The sequence below is a fragment of the Streptomyces sp. MJM8645 genome (assembly GCF_001625365.1).
GTDB lineage: Bacteria > Actinomycetota > Actinomycetes > Streptomycetales > Streptomycetaceae > Kitasatospora.
Genome location: NZ_LJJF01000001.1, coordinates 2,139,926 through 2,155,667, shown reverse-complemented (window position 1 = coordinate 2,155,667; position 15,742 = coordinate 2,139,926). Strand labels below are relative to the sequence as shown.

Genomic DNA, 15,742 nt, shown 5'->3' with positions numbered 1-15,742 from the left:
CCCGGAAAGAAACCGTTTCTGCATCTTGCTGAAACATATTGCAGGCCGCTAGCTTCCAGGGAACTCGCTCACCCCTTCCCCTAAGGGAGACCCTCAGTGGCCGATGTCCGGCTCCGCCCCCGGCGGAGCACCCCCCGACGCAGACCCGGCCGCACGGCCGTCCTGCTGGCCGCCGCGCTGACCGCCGCCACCCTCGGCAGCGCCCCCGCGGCCCTCGCCGCCGCCCCGCCGCCCCCGCCCTCGGACGCCGCCCTGGCGGCCACCGCCGGGCGGCACGACCTCAGCCGCGAGCAGTTCTACTTCGTCCTGCCCGACCGCTTCGCCAACGGCGACCCCGCCAACGACACGGGGGGCATCACCGGTGGCCGGCTGGACCACGGCTTCGACCCGGCCGACAAGGGCTTCTACCACGGCGGCGACCTGGCCGGCCTGATCCAGCGGCTCGACTACATCCAGAACCTCGGCACCACCGCGATCTGGATGGCCCCGATCTTCAAGAACAAGCCGGTCCAGGGCAGCGGCGACCAGGCCTCGGCCGGCTACCACGGCTACTGGATCACCGACTTCACCCAGGTCGACCCGCACTTCGGTACCAACGACCAGCTCAAGGACCTGATAGCCAAGGCCCACGCCCGCGGCATCAAGGTCTTCTTCGACGTCATCACCAACCACACCGCCGACGTCATCGACGACGCCGAGCAGCAGCACGGCTACCGCTCCGTCGGCGCCTACCCGACCCTCGACGCCGACGGCAACCCCGTCGACGAGACCGCGATCGCCGACGCGGGCGCGCCCTGGCCGCGGCTCACCAAGGATTCCTTCCCCTACACCCCGGTCTTCCGCAAGCCCGCCGACGCCACGGCCAAGACCCCGTCCTGGCTCAACGACCCCGCGCTCTACCACAACCGCGGTGACTCGACCTTCGTCGGCGAGTCCGCCACCGAGGGCGACTTCAGCGGTCTGGACGACCTCGACACCCAGAACCCCCGGGTGGTGAAGGGCTTCGAGAAGGTCTACCAGCAGTGGGTCAAGGACGCCGGCGTGGACGGCTTCCGGATCGACACCGTCAAGCACGTCAACATGGCGTTCTGGCAGCAGTGGGCGCCCGCGCTCAAGGACTTCGCCGCCAAGCAGGGCAACAAGAAGTTCTTCATGTTCGGCGAGGTCTACTCCGGCGACCCGGCGATCACCTCGCCGTACGTCACCAAGGGCAAGCTCCAGGCCACCCTGGACTTCCCGTTCCAGGGCGCCGCCCGCGGCTACGTCTCCCAGGGCGGCTCGGCGAAGAACCTCGCCGACGTCTACGGCCAGGACTACCGCTACACCACCGCCGACACCGACGCGTACGAGCTGCCGACCTTCCTCGGCAACCACGACATGGGCCGGTTCGGCTCCTTCCTGCTCGCCGACAACCCGGGCGCCGACGAGGCCACCCTGCTGAAGAAGGACCGGCTCGGCACCGAGCTCCAGTTCCTCACCCGCGGCCAGCCCGTCGTCTACTACGGCGACGAACAGGGCTTCACCGGCGCGGGCGGCGACCAGGACGCCCGACAGGACATGTTCGCCTCCAAGACGCCCTCCTACAACGGCGACCGGGTGCTCGGCGGCCCCTCCGGCCCGGCCGACCGGTACGGGCAGGGCGGCGCGCTCTACCAGGACGTCGCCGCGCTGGCCAAGCTGCGCCGCGACAACCCGGCGCTCGCCGACGGCGCCCAGATCGAGCGCTACGCCGCCGACGGCGCGGGCGTGTACGCCTTCTCCCGGATCGACGCCGGGCAGCGGACCGAGTACCTGGTGGCGGTCAACAACGCCGCCGAGGCGAAGACCGTCACCCTGGACACCTTCTCCGCCGGGATGGGCTTCGACCGGATCTACCCGGCAACGGGCGGGAAGGTGACCTCCGGCGCCGACCGCAAGGTCACCGTGACCGTGCCGGGGCTCTCCTCGGTGGTGTTCAAGGCCGGCGCCGGGCTCGCCCCCACCACGGCGGCGCCGCAGCTCTCCGTGCAGCCGCCGGCCGACGGTTCGAGCGGCACCGTCACCGTCGGCGCCACGACCGGCGGCGGCTTCAACCGCGTCACCTTCGCCGCCCAGATCGGCACCGGGCCCTGGCAGACCCTGGGCACCGCCGACACCGGGAAGAACCTGGTCACCCAGGACCTGGGCGCCACCGCCCCCGGCACGGTCGTCCGCTACAAGGCCGTCGTCCAGGACTCCAGCGGCCGACTGCGCTCCGCCACCGCGAGCTTCACCACCGGCGCCCCCGCGCCCAAGCCGGTGCCCACCGCCGCCGCCCGCCCGTACGCCGTCGTGCACTACAACCGGCCGGACGGCGACTACGACGGCTGGAACCTCTACGCCTGGGGCGACCTCGCCGACGGCGAGGCCACCCCGTGGCCCGCCGGGCACGCCTTCACCGGCCGGGACGCGTACGGCGCCTTCGCCTACGTGAAGCTCAAGCCCGGCGCCTCGGACGTCGGGTTCGTCGTCGAGAAGAACGGCGTCAAGGACGTCGACGCCGACCGCCACGTCGACGTCGGCGCCACCGGCGAGGTCTGGCTCCGGCAGGGCGACCCGGTCGTGCGCACCGCCGACCCGGGCCCGGTGCACACTCCGCCCGCCAACACCGCCGTCCTCCACTACAACCGGGCCGACGGCGACTACGACGGCTGGGGCCTGCACGACTGGACCGGCGCCGCCACCCCCACCGACTGGGGCAAGCCGCTGATGCCGGTGCGCCGCGACGCCTTCGGCGCCGTCTTCGAGGTGCCGCTGGCCCCCGGCGCGACCAGCCTCAGCTACATCCTGCACAAGGGCAACGACAAGGACCTGCCCACCGACCAGTCCCTGGACCTCGCCGTCGACGGCCGCGAGGTGTGGCTGCTCGGCGGCCGCGAGGGCCACCTGCTGCCGCAGAACGCCGCCGCCTCCGCGCAGGTGGACCTCGGCAGCGCCAAGGCCCAGTGGATCGACGCCAGGACCGTCGTCGTCCCGGCGGCCTACGGCGCGGGCGACGCGGCCCTGGCCGGCGGCACCAGCGCCCAGCTGGTGTACGACCCCGAGGGCGGCATCCGCGCCGACAAGGGTGTGCTGACCAAGCCCGGCCGGTGGATCCGGCTCAACGCCGCCCAGGGCGGCCTGACCGCCGCGCAGAAGGCCGCGTTCCCGCACCTGGCGGGCTACCGGGCCTTCACCGTGGACGCCCGGGACACCGCCCGCGTCCCGGCCGCGCTGCGCAGCCAGCTGCTGTTCACCGAACACCTGCCCAGTGGCGCCGTGCTGGCCGCCACCGGCGTGCAGACCCCCGGCGTGCTGGACGACCTCTACGCGCGCCGCACCGGCCGGGTGGACTTCGGCCCGGCCTACTACAACGGCAAGGTGGCGCTGTCGGTGTGGGCGCCGACCGCGCAGGAGGTGTCCGTCCAGGTCTTCGACAGTGCGACCGGCGGCACCCCGAAGACGCTGCCGCTGAAGCTGGACGACGAGACCGGCGTCTGGGAAGTCGTCCGCGACAAGGGCGAGTTGGACGGCAAGTACTACCTGTACCAGGTGAAGGTCTGGGCGCCCTCCGTCCAGCAGGTGGTGGTCAACACCGTCACCGACCCGTACTCGGTCGCGCTGTCCACCGATTCCAGGCGCAGCCTGGTCGCCGACCTCGCCGCCAAGGAGCTCAAGCCCGCGGGCTGGGAGGAGCAGAACGTCCCCGAGCCCGTCCCGCCGGCGCAGCAGCAGATCCAGGAACTGCACGTCCGGGACTTCTCGGTGGAGGACACCACCGTCCCGGCCGCCGAGCGCGGCACCTACCTGGCGTTCACCGAGTCGCAGTCGGCCGGCATGCGGCACCTGCGGGAGCTCGCCCAGGCCGGGGTGACCACCGTCCACCTGCTGCCGACCTTCGACATCGCCACCATCCGGGAGAACCGGGCCGACCAGAAGCTGCCGGCCTGCGACCTCAAGTCCCTGCCCCCGGACGGTCCGAAGCAGCAGGAATGCGTGGCGGCCGTCGCCGCCGACGACGCGTACAACTGGGGCTACGACCCGTTGCACTACACCGTGCCGGAGGGGTCGTACGCCACCGAGACGAACGGTACGGCGCGCACCGTCGAATTCCGGCGGATGGTGCAGGCGATGCACGAGGCCGGGCTGCGGGTGGTGCTCGACGTGGTCTACAACCACACCGCCGCCAGCGGCCAGGCCGAGCACTCGGTGCTGGACAAGGTCGTCCCCGGCTACTACCAGCGGTTGGACGACAACGGCAAGGTCACCGCGGACAGCTGCTGCGCCGACACCGCGCCCGAGCACGCCATGATGAACCGGCTCGTGGTCGACTCGGTGACCACCTGGGCCCGCGAGTACAAGGTCGACGGCTTCCGCTTCGACCTGATGGGCCTGGACCCGAAGTCCACCATGCTGGACGTGCAGGCCGCGCTGCGGAAGATGACGCCCGCCTCGGACGGCATCGACGGGAAGAACGTCTTCCTCTACGGCGAGGGCTGGAACTTCGGCGTCGTCGCGAACAACGCCCGGTTCGAACAGGCCACCCAGCTCAACCTGGCCGGCACCGGCATCGCCACCTTCGACGACCGGCTCCGCGACGCCGCCCGCGGCGGCAACTTCATGCTGAACTCCGCCCCGCAGCAGGGCTTCGCCTCGGGCCTGTACACCGACCCCAACGGCTCGCCCGCCAACGGCACCCCGCAGGAGCAGAAGGACCGGCTGCTGCACCAGATGGACCAACTGAAGGTCGGACTGGCCGGCAACCTGGCCGGCTACTCCTTCACCGACAGCTCGGGCCGGGCCGTCACCGGCGCGCAGGTCGACTACAACGGCGCCCCGACCGGGTACGCGGCCAAGCCGGGCGAGGCGGTGGAGTACGTGGACGCCCACGACAACACCGACCTGTTCGACGCGCTCGCGTACAAGCTGCCGACCGGCACCGCGCCCGCCGACCGGGCCCGGATGCAGGCGCTCGGGCTCTCGCTCACCGCGCTCACCCAGGGCGCGGGCTTCGCCCAGGCCGGCAGCGACCTGCTGCGCTCCAAGTCGCTGGACGCCAACTCCTACGACTCGGGCGACTGGTTCAACGCCATCCACTGGGACGCGACGCAGGGCAACGGCTGGGGCCGGGGCCTGCCGCCGGCGGCCGACAACAAGGAGATGTGGCCGACCGCGCAGTCCCTGCTGGCGAACCCGCGGCTGACCGTGGGGGCGGCCGAGATCCGTGCGACCTCCGCGCAGTACCAGGAGTTCCTGCGGATCAAGCAGTCCTCGCCGCTGTTCTCGCTGCCCACCCTGGCCGCCGTCCAGCAGCGGCTGTCCTACCCGCTCTCCGGCACGCCCGGTGAGACGCCCGGGGTGATCACCCTGCACCTGGACGGCACCGGGCTGAAGGGCGCCGAGAAGGGCGTCACCGTGGTGTTCAACGCCACGCCCACCGCGCAGGCGCAGACCGTGGCGGCCCTGAAGGGGACGGGCCAGGCCCTGCACCCGGTCCAGGCGGGCGGCGCGGACGCGGTGGTGAAGCAGTCCGGCTTCGACGCCGCGACCGGCACCTTCACCGTGCCGGGCCGCACCGTGGCGGTGTTCGTCCAGGGCTGATCGACGAACTCCGGAACCCCCGGGTCCCGCACCGCCGTTGTGGCGGCGCGGGACCCGTTTCGTTTTGGCCGCCCGGTGGCCGGAAAGCACCGATGGCACGGCCGGAAGCGTGATGTGCCGCCCCCGCCCGGTGCCGTCGGCCGCCGGGTGGCGCGGGCGGGGGCCCTGAGCGCTGGTCAGTGACTTCCGGAAGTGATCGAACATTCCCCGGATCATGAAAACCGTGTTCATGAGTTCTCAAAGGGGTAACACAACTGATGAACAGTCATGCATACGGTTTCGGTAATGAATCGGCCATTCCGTGGCATGCATCTGTCATTGACGACTCGTTTGCTGCCACGATTCCTGCGGCTGCAGACGAGGGGGCCCCACCCCCCGGTGCAGCCGACCAGATCAGGTGCAGCGCGTCCCAAACCTGCCACGACTTGTGAGCACCGCAACCGCACCCCCGTCGCACACCCCGGGCGGGGGCCCCCACTGCGCCGCAACCCCGCGGCCCAGGTTTCTCTCCACCGGTGCGAACCCGCGCCGGTCGGAAAAGGAGTCCGCATGTCCCGTTACGCTCACGCCCGGAAGGCCGCGGTTGTCATGGCCGCAACCACCGCGCTGCTGGTGACCGGCATACCGGTCATCGCGCAGGCCGCGACGCCCGACGCCCCGTCCGCCGTCGCCGCCCAGCAGTCGACCCGGGCCGCGCTGATCGCCTCCGCGAACCAGCAGTCCGCGTCCTTCGCCCAGGCCCTGGGCCTGAGCAGCCAGGAGAAGCTGGTCACCAAGGACGTCGTCCAGGACGTCAACGGCGGCCGCCACCTGCGCTACGAGCGCACCTACGCCGGACTCCCGGTGCTCGGCGGCGACCTGATCGTCCACCAGGACGCCGCGGGCGCCACCAAGAGCGTGACCAAGGCCAGCGAGGCCAACCTCGGCGGCGTCGACACCACGCCGGCCCAGGCCGCGCCGAAGGCCCAGGCCGCCGCGCTCGCCGCCGAGCAGGGCGCCGCCGTCGACACCGCGCCGCGCCTGGTCGTCTGGGCCGCCGACGGCACCCCGAAGCTCGCCTGGGAGACCGTCGTCTCCGGCCGCGAGTCCGACGGCACCCCGAGCAAGCTGCACGTGGTCACCGACGCCAAGACCGGTGACGTGCTCAGCAAGGCCGACGGCATCAAGCGCGGCACCGGCAACGGCGTGTTCGTCGGCAACGTGCCGCTGACCACCACCCAGAGCGGCTCGACGTACTCGCTGAAGGACGCCACCCGCGGCGGCCAGTACACCACCGACATGAAGAACGGCACCTCCGGCAACGGCACGCTGTTCAGCAAGTCGAGCGACACCTGGGGCAACGGCCAGGCCAGCAACCGCGAGTCCGCCGCCGTCGACGCCCAGTACGGTGCCGCCGTCACCTGGGACTTCTACAAGAACTCCTTCGGCCGCACGGGCATCAAGAACGACGGCGTCGGCGCGATGAGCCGGGTCCACTACGACACCGGCTACGTCAACGCGTTCTGGGACGACAGCTGCTTCTGCATGACGTACGGCGACGGCTCGGGCGACACCCACCCGCTGACCGAACTCGACGTCTCCGGCCACGAGATGAGCCACGGCGTCACCTCCGCCACCGCCAACCTGAACTACTCGGGCGAGTCCGGCGGCCTCAACGAGGCGACCTCCGACATCATGGGCACCGGCGTCGAGTTCTACGCCAACCTGCCCGCCAACCCGCCGAACTACCTCATCGGCGAGCTGATCGACATCAACGGCAACGGCACGCCGCTGCGCTACATGGACAAGCCCTCCAAGGACGGCACCTCGGCCGACTCCTGGTACTCGGGCGTCGGCAACCTGGACGTGCACTACTCGTCCGGTGTCGCCAACCACTTCTTCTACCTGCTGTCCGAGGGCAGCGGCGCGAAGACCATCAACGGCTTCAACTACAACAGCCCGACGGTCAACAACATCACCGTCACCGGCATCGGCCGCGACAAGGCGCTGCAGGTCTGGTACAAGGCGCTGACCGCGTACATGACCTCCACCACCAACTACGCCGCCGCCCGCACCGCGACCCTGAACGCGGCCACCGACCTGTACGGCGCGAACAGCGCCGAGTACAACGCGGTCGCCACCGCCTGGGCCGCCGTCAGCGTCGGCTCGCTGCCCAACCCGGGCGGCATCACCGTCACCAGCCCGGGCAACCAGTCCACCGCGGTCGGCGGTGCGGTGAACCTCCAGATCAACGCTTCCGGTGGTACCGCGCCGCTGTCGTACAGCGCCACGGGCCTGCCGGCCGGGCTGGCGATCAACGCCTCGACCGGCGCGATCACCGGTACCGCCACCACGGCGGGCTCGTCGAACGTGACGGTGACGGTGAAGGACTCGGCGGGCAAGTCCGGTACCGCCAGCTTCACGTGGACGGTGACCGGTGGCGGTGGCGGTACCTGCACGCCGGCGCAGCTGCTGGGCAACGCGGGCTTCGAGACGGGTTCGGCGGCGCCGTGGACGACCAGCTCCGGTGTGGTGGACAACAGCTCCTCGCAGGCGGCGCACGGTGGTTCGTGGAAGGCGTGGCTGAACGGCTACGGTTCCTCGCACACCGACACGCTGGCGCAGACGGTGACGATCCCGGCGGGCTGCAAGGCGACGCTGAGCTTCTGGCTGCACATCGACACCGCTGAGTCGGGCAGCACCGCGTACGACAAGCTGGCCGTGTCGGTGAACGGGACCACGCTGAAGACGTACTCCAACGTGGACGCCGCGGCGGGCTACCAGCAGCGGACCTTCGACCTCTCGTCCTACGCGGGCCAGACGGTCACCCTGAAGTTCACCGGCACCGAGGACGCCTCGCTGCAGACGAGCTTCGTGATCGACGACACCTCCATCCAGACCGGCTGAGTCCGGACCGGGCCCCCGCGGGCCCGGTGAACCAGGACAGGTGAGGGGCCCGGCGGCTACGGCTGCCGGGCCCTTGTCGTGCGTCCGGGCCCAGGTGGTGCAGAAACGTTCCTCCCAGGCCCTTGACGCTCTCTCCCGGCGGCCCTAGGTTCAGCGCTGCAAGTTTCCGGCAAGTTACAGAAACTTCCTGCATAGCTCTTCCTGCACAGCTCATCCCCGGCTGCCCCCACCCCAGCCACCCCCAGGAGACGACGTGGTCACCACCGCCCCCACCCGCCGGACCGCCCGCGCGGCCGGCGCCCTCGCCGCCTCGGCGGCCCTGGCGCTCTCGCTCGCCACCTCCCTCGGCGCCCCCGCCGCCCAGGCCGCCCCACCCGCCAACAACGGCAAGGACGTCACCGCCACCCTCTTCGAGTGGCGCTTCGACTCCGTCGCCCAGGCCTGCACCTCGACGCTCGGCCCGAAGGGCTACGGCTTCGTCGAGGTCTCGCCGCCCCAGGAGCACATCCAGGGTCCGCAGTGGTGGACCTCCTACCAGCCCGTCAGCTACCGGATCGCCGGGCGGCTCGGCGACCGGACGTCCTTCAAGAACATGGTCGACACCTGCCACGCCGCCGGGGTCAAGGTCATCGCCGACGCCGTCGTCAACCACATGACGGCCGGCTCCGGCACCGGCACCGGCGGCACCGCGTACACCAAGTACACCTACCCCGGCACCTACCAGGACCAGGACTTCCACTCCTGCCGCCAGCCGATCACCAACTACCAGGACCGCTCCAACGTGCAGAACTGCGAGCTGGTCAACCTCGCGGACCTCGACACCGGCAGCGCGTACGTCCAGCAGACCATCGCCCGCTACCTGGACGACCTGGGCTCGCTCGGCGTCGACGGCTACCGGATCGACGCCGCCAAGCACATCGCCGCCGGCGACCTCGCCGCGATCAAGGCGAAGACGGCCAACCCCAAGGCCTACTGGGTGCAGGAGGTCATCTACGGCGCCGGCGAACCGGTCCAGCCCACCGAGTACACCGGCACCGGCGACGTCGACGAGTTCCGCGTCGGCACCGACCTCAAGCGGATGTTCACCAGCGACAAGCTCGCCAACCTGTCCGGCTGGGGCGCCTCCTGGGGGTACCTGCCGAGCGGGCAGGCGCGCTCCTTCATCGACAACTGGGACACCGAGCGCAACGGCTCCACCCTCAACTACACCTACGGCAACACCTACACGCTGGCCAACGTCTTCCTGCTCGCCTCGCCGTACGGCGCGCCCAACGTCTACTCCGGCTACGCCTTCACCAACAACGACGACGGCCCGCCCAACGGCGGCACCGTCAACGCCTGCTACCAGGACGGCTGGAACTGCACCCACGCCTGGCGGCAGATTGCCAACATGGTCGGCTTCCGCAACGCCGTCGCGGGCACCGGCGTGACCAACTGGTGGTCCAACGGCAACAACGCGATCGCCTTCGGCCGCGGCAACAAGGGCTACGTCGCGCTCAACCACGAGAGCGGCCCGATCACCCGGACCTTCCAGACCGGGCTCGCGGCCGGCACCTACTGCGACATCCAGCACGGCGACCCGCAGCCGGGCGGCGGCTGCACCGGCCCGACCTACCAGGTGGGCGCCAACGGGCAGTTCACCGCGACGGTCGGCGCGGGCGACGCGATCGCGCTGTACGTCCCGGGCGGGGCGGCCAGCACCTCCGGCGCCTCGTTCAACGTCAACGCGACCACCGTCAACGGCCAGAACGTCTACGTGGTCGGCGACGTCGCCGCGCTCGGCGGCTGGGACCCGGCCAAGGCGCTGCCGCTCTCCTCGGCCGGCTACCCGGTCTGGTCGCTGTCGCTCGCGCTGCCGGCCGGCACGGCCTTCCAGTACAAGTACGTCCGCAAGGACGCGAGCGGCGCGGTGACCTGGGAGTCCGGGGCCAACCGGACGGCGACCGCGCCGGCCTCGGGCCTGGTCACCCTGAACGACACCTGGCGGCCGTAGGCCCTGTCCGGCCACCCTCGGGCCGCCCCTGGACCCCCGTCAGCCTGGCCTGACGGGGGTCCCTCGTGCGGGTGGCCGTGCAGGTTCAAACCTCGGCCGGCGAGGCGGCGCTGACACGATCGCGGGATGAGAACCACCCCCCTCGTCCTCTCCGCTACCGCTACTCGCACGACGAGTGATCACCACGGGAACTAACTCCCGCCCCTGGACGTGGGGTTGGGTTAGGGTGGGGACATGGTTGCAAACTGCAAGGAAGAAGTGGCCGTGAACGAACCGGAGTTCGTCAGCGCTCCCGCCCTGATTCTTCAGTCCCTCGCCGCCGACCCCGACCGGCGGGCCATCACCACCGCCGACGGCATCGAACTCACCGCGGGTGACTTCGCCGCCGCCACCTACCGCCTCGCCCACGAGCTCATCGCCCGGGGCGTGGTGCGCGGCGACACCGTGACCCTGCTCGCGGGCAACACCGCCGAGGCGCTGAGCGGCCGTTACGCGGCAGGCCTCGCGGGTGCGCGGGTGGTGAACCTCTACGACGGCATGAGCGCCTCGACCCTGGCCGAGATCGCGACGAGCGTTGACACCGCCGTCCTGCTCGTCGACGCCGAACGGTACCCGGTGGCCGCCGAGTTGCTGCCCCTGATCGACGTGCCGACCGTCCTCCGTCTCGGCCCCGGCCCGGCGGCCATCGGCGAGGACGTGATCGCCGCCGCGGCCCACCGGCCCGCCGAGCCGCCGGCCGTCCGGGTCGGCCCGGACGACGACTGGGGCATCCGGCACACCGGCGGGACCACCGGAATCCCGAAGGGCATCCGCAGCCTGCACGGCGCCTACCGGAAGGTCTTCGACACCCCCGGCCGCATGGAGAGCGACACACCCCGCTTCCTCGCCGCCACCTCGCTCGCCCACCTCGCCGGGCTCTTCTCCGACCTGACGCTCCACCACGGCGGCACGGTGGTCCTCCAGCGGTCCTTCGACCCCGGCGAGGTCCTGGCCACGATCGAGCGCGAGCGCATCACCGACCTGTGGGTGCTGCCGCCGCTGCTCTACCAGCTGCTCGACCACCCGGCGATCGGCCGCACCGACCTGTCCAGCCTGCGCCGGGTCTCGTACGGCGGCTGCGCGGCCTCGCCCACCCGGGTGCGCGAGGCGCTCAAGGTGTTCGGGCCGGTCCTGTGGAGCGGCTACGGGCAGTCGGAGGCGCAGAACATCTGCATGCTCGCCCCGCACGAGCACGACCGGGTCGGGCACGGCGGCCAGATCGCGGTCGGCCGACCCCTCCCGGGCATCGAGGTGGCGATCCGATCCGCCGACGGCACCGAGCTGCCGACGGGGGAGCAGGGCGAGATCCACGTCCGCTCGGACACCGTCATGGCCGGGTACTGGAAGCGGCCCGACCTGACCGCCGAGGTGCTGCGCGACGGCTGGCTGAACACCGGCGACATCGGCTACTTCGACGCGGACGGCTACCTCTACCTGGCCGACCGGCTCAAGGACAAGATCATCGTGGTCGGCGGGCACGTCTACCCGTCCGAGGTCGAGGACCTGCTGCTCACCCACCCGGCGATCGCGCAGTGCGCGGTCTTCGGGGTGCGCGACGCGCAGGAGGCGGAGCACGTCCACGTCGCCGTCGTCGCCGCGTCGGGGCAGCGGCCGGACCTGGAGGAGGTCCGCGCGTTCGTCACGGCCCACAAGGGGCGGATCTACGCGCCGGAGGCCCTGCACGTCGTGGCCGCGATCCCGCTGACGTCTGTCGGCAAGCCGGACAAGAAGCGGCTGCGCGAGTCCGTGGCGGGCTGACGGCGGGAGGCCGACGGCAGGCTCTAACCCCGTCCGACGTACGGCATGGCGGTCGCCATCACGGTGGCGAACTGCACGTTGGCCTCCAGCGGCAGTTCGGCCATGTGCCGGACGGTGCGGGCCACGTCGGCCACGTCCATGGTCGGCTCGACCGCGAGCCGCCCGTCCGCCTGCCGCACCCCGGTGCTCATCGCGGCGGTCATGTCGGTCGCCGCGTTGCCGATGTCGATCTGCCCGCAGGCGATCCGGTACGGGCGGCCGTCCAGCGACAGCGACTTGGTCAGCCCGGTGACGGCGTGCTTGGTCGCGGTGTAGGCGATCGAGTGCGGGCGCGGGACGTGCGCCGAGATCGAGCCGTTGTTGACGATCCGGCCGCCCTGCGGGTCCTGCGCCTTCATCTGCCGGAACGCGGCCCGGGCGCAGAGGAACGCCCCGGTCAGGTTGAGGTCGACCACCGCCCGCCAGGCCTCGACCTCCAGATCCTCCACCGGCACGGCCGCGCCGAAGGTGCCGGCGTTGTTGAACAGCAGGTCCACCCGGCCGAAGCGCTCGACGGCTGCGGCGAACAGCGCGTCCACCGCCGCCGGGTCGGTGACGTCGGTCGGCACCACCGCGGTCGGCGTGCCGCTCAGGCGGGCGGTCTCCCGCAGCAGCTCGGCCCGCCGGCCGGCCAGCACCAGCCGCCAGCCGGCCGCGGCCAGTTCGACCGCCACGGCCCGGCCCACTCCGCTCCCGGCTCCGGTGACGACGGCGATCTGCTGGGGCATGGCGTTCTCCTGGGTCTGCTCGGGTCGGTTCGGCTTCGGCTTCGGCTGGGCGCGGGTCGGTTGGGGCGTGAGCCGATCGTTGCGGATACGGGGGCCGCCGTCACTGGTCGAAGGCCCCAAAATTCGCGCCCCCGGACAGGCCGCGGACCGTGCTCCCCGCCGTCCGGCCCCCGTCGTTCGGGGGGAGTGGTGAAGGCCTTTACCTGATCGCGAACAAACATTGGATTTCCGGTGGCCACCGCGCAACCGGGCCACCCCGGTCCACGTCATAAGATCGCAGGAAGGCGCGCCACCGCGAGGGAGGACGCGCCGCCACCCCGGGGACCGCACCAGCGCCGCGCCCCCGGTCTGTCCGGCCCCACCGGGGGGCCACAGCCCGGTCAGACGGACCGGGCGTGTCATCGGTCGGAGAGTCCTCACCGTGCTTAGGCAGTCGTCCCGTTCCCGCGCCGTCCTGACCGGCGCCGCCGTGCTCGCCCTGGCCGCCTCGCTCGCGGCCTGCGGGAGTTCCGGCGGCGGGAAGGGGGACGGCGGCAAGGCGGCCGGCACCCCGGGTGCGACCGGTACCGCTGCCACGGGCGGCTCGCCCAGCGCGGGTGGCGGCGGTACGCCCGCGCCCACCACCGCGGAGCCCGCGGCCGCCACCGGGAAGGTGCTGATGCCCACCGGTCCGGCCGCAAACCTGAGCAAGGCCCGGGACACGTCCGCCGGTCCGATCATGATGACCACGGTGACCGGCGCGAAGTCCGGCGTCTCCGGCAAGGTCTGGGTCTGGCTGCCGCCCGAGTACAACGACCCCAAGTTCGCCAAGACCGGCTTCCCGGTGCTCACCCTCTTCGCGGGCGGCCAGAGCAACGGCTACAACACCTGGACCGACAACCAGCTGCCGATCCAGGAGGAGAACGAGCAGCTGGTCAAGGCGGGCAAGTCCCACCCGTTCATCATGATCATGCCGGTGCAGAACTTCAACAGCGACGAGCACAACGCGCTGGACTGCTCCGACATCCCGGGCCAGCCCAAGATGGGCACCTGGATGTCCCAGGACCTCCCGGACTTCGTCCGCGCCAACTTCCGCACCGTGAAGGGCCGCGACGGCTGGGGCGTGATGGGCGCCTCCACCGGCGGCTTCTGCAGCGCCAAGCTCGCCCTCCAGCACCCGGACGTCTACAAGGCCGCCGTCCCGATCGACGGCTACTACGTTCCCGACTCGGGGCTGTGGAAGGGCCACGACGCCGAGCGGCAGGCCAACAACCCCGACGTGCTGGTCGCCCAGGGCAAGGCCGACGTGAAGATGCTGGTCACCGCGGGCGGCGCCAACCCGTACGAGACCAAGCTGGTCAAGGGCTGGGTCGCCAAGGCCGCCCCGCCGGTGTCGCTGGAGTACTACGAGCAGCCCGGCGGCAAGCACCTGACCTCGGACTTCAAGAAGATGATCCCGGACACGCTGCAGTGGCTCACCAAGAACCTGGCGGGCCCGGAGGCCGACTGATCCCAGCGGCGCGACGACCCGTACGGCCGTCTGTACAGCGACCCGCACGACGACCCGCACGCCGTGGGCCCGGGGCACCCAGGTGCCCCGGGCCCACGGCGTTCCGGCAGCGTCCGGAGGCCGGGCGGGCGAGCGCGGGGCGGCTCCCGCGCAGCGCCGTTTCCCCCGCGCGCATGCCTGTGACCTGCGCGTCAATCGGACATTGATTCACTTTTGATCGACTGTGAGCACCTTGGATGGGGCCGCTCCACCGGCTGGCCCCGCCCGCCCCACGACGTCGTGAAGAGAGTCCCATGCCGATCCATCTACTGCCTCAGCCGTCCCCCTCCGTGCCCGAGCAGGCGGGGTCCGGGGTCGACACCCGGGGCGCGGCCGTGCCCGTGCGGGCCGTCGGTGAGGAGCCGGTGACGGCCCGCTTCGCCGGACTGCGGCTGGTGCACGCCGCGCTGCGCCGGGACCTCGCCCGGCTGCCCAACGCCCTGCGGCTGCTCCAGCCCGGCGAGGACGACGCCGGCGAGGCGCTGCTGCGGCACTGGAGCTTCGTGACCGCGATGCTGACCTGCCACCACGAGCAGCAGGACAGCCGGATCTGGCCGATCGTGCGCCGCTTCGCCCCCGAGCTGCGGCTGCTGCTCAACTGGCTGGAGGCGGACCACCACAACCTCGACCACTCGTTCACCCGGGTCACCACGCTGGTGCGGATCGCCAGCCGGGACACCGGTAGCGCCTGGCCGGTGGCGTACGCGATGGAGGACCTGGCGGCCCGGCTGGAGACGCACCTGCGGATCGAGGAGCGCCAGTTGCTGCCCCGGATGGAGCGGGTGGTCCCGGAGGGCTCCCGGCTCGGCGGCCTGGGCGAGCTGATGGACCTGCTGCGCTCGGCGGACGGCCCGGGGACGGCGGACGCGCTGGCCTGGCTGCTGGAGGGCGTGGAACCGGCGCTGGTGGAGCGGCTGTTGGCCGAGTGCGACGACGACGTGGCCCGCAACTGGCCGCACTGGCAGGCCACCTACCAGCGCTGCATGGCGCCGCTGTGGGGCCCGGCCGGTGCGCTGGGCAGCGACCTGGGCGGTGTCGCCGACTGAGCGCCGGTCCTTTTCGCGGCCCGTCGATCTACGCGCGTGGCATACCCCCGAGGCATATGCCGAGCCTCTTCGGAATCCGCTACCCGCAGTTCCAACTCCCCTCGTCCCCTAGGGGATTGGACCCATC

At 71.5% G+C, this 15,742-nt stretch carries 7 protein-coding genes; 6 read left to right on the top strand and 1 reads right to left on the bottom strand.

Going from position 1 to position 15,742, the window contains the following annotated elements; genetic code table 11:
• Nucleotides 1–96: 96 nt before the first annotated feature.
• From pulA to A6F73_RS09170, 4 genes are all read left to right on the top strand, one after another.
• Nucleotides 97–5,598 carry a pullulanase-type alpha-1,6-glucosidase gene (gene pulA / locus A6F73_RS09185; RefSeq protein ID WP_063347340.1) on the top strand — a complete coding sequence of 1,834 codons (5,502 nt, stop codon included), beginning with the start codon at nucleotides 97–99 and terminating at the stop codon, nucleotides 5,596–5,598.
• Nucleotides 5,599–6,147: 549 nt separating this feature from the next.
• Nucleotides 6,148–8,484, top strand: coding sequence for a M4 family metallopeptidase (locus A6F73_RS09180; RefSeq protein ID WP_063347339.1), 2,337 nt, complete (start codon nucleotides 6,148–6,150; stop codon nucleotides 8,482–8,484).
• 253 nt (nucleotides 8,485–8,737) lie between these two features.
• Nucleotides 8,738–10,477 carry a carbohydrate-binding module family 20 domain-containing protein gene (locus A6F73_RS09175; protein WP_063347338.1) on the top strand — a complete coding sequence of 580 codons (1,740 nt, stop codon included), beginning with the start codon at nucleotides 8,738–8,740 and terminating at the stop codon, nucleotides 10,475–10,477.
• A 264-nt stretch (nucleotides 10,478–10,741) separates the two neighbouring features.
• Nucleotides 10,742–12,274, top strand: a complete 1,533-nt coding sequence (locus tag A6F73_RS09170) for an AMP-binding protein (RefSeq protein ID WP_244293339.1) — start codon at nucleotides 10,742–10,744, stop codon at nucleotides 12,272–12,274.
• Between the two features lie 23 nt (nucleotides 12,275–12,297).
• On the opposite strand, the gene A6F73_RS09165 is transcribed toward A6F73_RS09170, so the two are convergent.
• Nucleotides 12,298–13,041 carry an SDR family oxidoreductase gene (locus A6F73_RS09165; RefSeq protein ID WP_063347336.1) on the bottom strand — a complete coding sequence of 248 codons (744 nt, stop codon included), beginning with the start codon at nucleotides 13,039–13,041 and terminating at the stop codon, nucleotides 12,298–12,300.
• A 421-nt stretch (nucleotides 13,042–13,462) separates the two neighbouring features.
• On the opposite strand from A6F73_RS09165, the gene A6F73_RS09160 reads away from it, so the two are divergent.
• Together A6F73_RS09160 and A6F73_RS09155 are read left to right on the top strand one after the other, a co-directional pair.
• A complete protein-coding gene (locus tag A6F73_RS09160; protein WP_244293338.1) occupies nucleotides 13,463–14,530 on the top strand; it encodes an alpha/beta hydrolase-fold protein in 1,068 nt (355 codons plus the stop codon).
• A gap of 293 nt (nucleotides 14,531–14,823) precedes the next feature.
• Complete coding sequence (locus A6F73_RS09155; RefSeq protein ID WP_159398408.1) at nucleotides 14,824–15,615, top strand: hemerythrin domain-containing protein; 792 nt, start codon at nucleotides 14,824–14,826, stop codon at nucleotides 15,613–15,615.
• Nucleotides 15,616–15,742: the final 127 nt, after the last annotated feature.

Bases quoted from the DNA above. Each gene is read 5' to 3' on its own strand.
- A6F73_RS09180 (WP_063347339.1), top strand. From the start codon at position 6,148: ATGTCCCGTTACGCTCACGCCCGGAAGGCCGCGGTTGTCATGGCCGCA.
- A6F73_RS09165 (WP_063347336.1), bottom strand. From the start codon at position 13,041: ATGCCCCAGCAGATCGCCGTCGTCACCGGAGCCGGGAGCGGAGTGGGC.
- A6F73_RS09155 (WP_159398408.1), top strand. From the start codon at position 14,824: ATGCCGATCCATCTACTGCCTCAGCCGTCCCCCTCCGTGCCCGAGCAG.